The organism is Xenorhabdus bovienii (genome assembly GCF_024721015.1).
GTDB lineage: Bacteria > Pseudomonadota > Gammaproteobacteria > Enterobacterales > Enterobacteriaceae > Xenorhabdus > Xenorhabdus bovienii.
Genome location: NZ_JANAIF010000241.1, coordinates 1 through 967, shown reverse-complemented (window position 1 = coordinate 967; position 967 = coordinate 1). Strand labels below are relative to the sequence as shown.

Annotated in this window: 3 protein-coding genes; all 3 read left to right on the top strand. The window is 44.5% G+C overall.

Annotated features, from left to right (window positions below; translation table 11 throughout):
• Nucleotides 1-246: DnaB-like helicase C-terminal domain-containing protein (locus NXS07_RS20315; protein WP_258087552.1), on the top strand; the 246-nt coding region annotated here is incomplete at its 5' end.
• The gene (locus NXS07_RS20310; protein WP_258087551.1) at nt 243-494 is read left to right on the top strand and encodes a hypothetical protein; all 252 of its coding nucleotides are present in this window, start codon (nt 243-245) and stop codon (nt 492-494) included. The genes NXS07_RS20315 and NXS07_RS20310, both read left to right, overlap by 4 nt.
• A gap of 40 nt (nt 495-534) precedes the next feature.
• Nucleotides 535-870, top strand: a complete 336-nt coding sequence (locus NXS07_RS20305) for a nucleoside triphosphate pyrophosphohydrolase family protein (protein WP_258087550.1) — start codon at nt 535-537, stop codon at nt 868-870.
• Nucleotides 871-967 lie beyond the last annotated feature (97 nt).

Sequence of the window (967 nt, the reverse complement as noted above, 5' to 3'; positions counted from 1 at the left end):
AGTGTTGAGCAAGATGCGGACAGCATCATCATGTTGTATCGCGATGCGGTGTACAATGAGAATTCCCCCGCAGCGCCCTATGCTGAAATTATCGTGACAAAAAACAGGTTCGGGCAGCTTGGAACGGTTTACCAGCGATTCCGCAATGGGCATTTTACGCCGACTGATCAGGAAGAGGCCGTAAGAGTCTGCCAGAACAATGATAACAAATCCCATAAACGCTTTGCTAAAGGAGCAAATGTATGATTAAGGATTACACAGACTATCTAGAACGGCTTGATAAATTGGTATGGTTTGATGAAACCCACATAATTTTAAATACCGACTTGGGAGGAACAAACAACGAGTATGAAATACCGCTGCACGACTGTGATACATCAGAAAAGATACTGTGGTGGACTTTTCATTTGTCCGAAAAGAATTGGGTAACAACAGACATGTTACGCAGATTCATCAGATTAGCGACGGTGAAAGCAAAAATAAAAATTGACTAAAGGTCTCTGCGGGGCAGAGCCACATACAAGGACTTTTGAGATGAAATTCACTGAATTACAAAAACAAATTCACCAGCAAAATGTTGATGCCGGTTGGTGGGATAATCCCCGTGAGCGCGGGACATTACTCTGTTTAATTCACTCTGAAATCAGTGAAGCAATGGAGGGAGAACGCAAAAATTTGATGGATGATCACTTACCTCACCGTCCTATGGCAGAAGTAGAGCTAGCAGATGCTGTTATTCGTATTTTGGATTATGCAGAGGCATTTGGGTATGACATCGAGGGCGCGATTGCTGAAAAGTTAGCATACAACAGGCATCGGGCAGACCATAAACGAGAAAACCGCGCCAAATCTGGCGGTAAGGCATTTTAATGAAAATTAAAACGAGTGAGCTGACAGGCCGGGCGTTGGACTGGGCGGTGGCTAGGGCTATAGGCGCTACAGAAGAAATCATGCCAAGTGGCAATAC

Excerpts from the sequence above, each read along its gene's own strand:
- NXS07_RS20310 (WP_258087551.1), top strand. The coding sequence starts at position 243 with ATGATTAAGGATTACACAGACTATCTAGAACGGCTTGATAAATTGGTA.
- NXS07_RS20305 (WP_258087550.1), top strand. The coding sequence starts at position 535 with ATGAAATTCACTGAATTACAAAAACAAATTCACCAGCAAAATGTTGAT.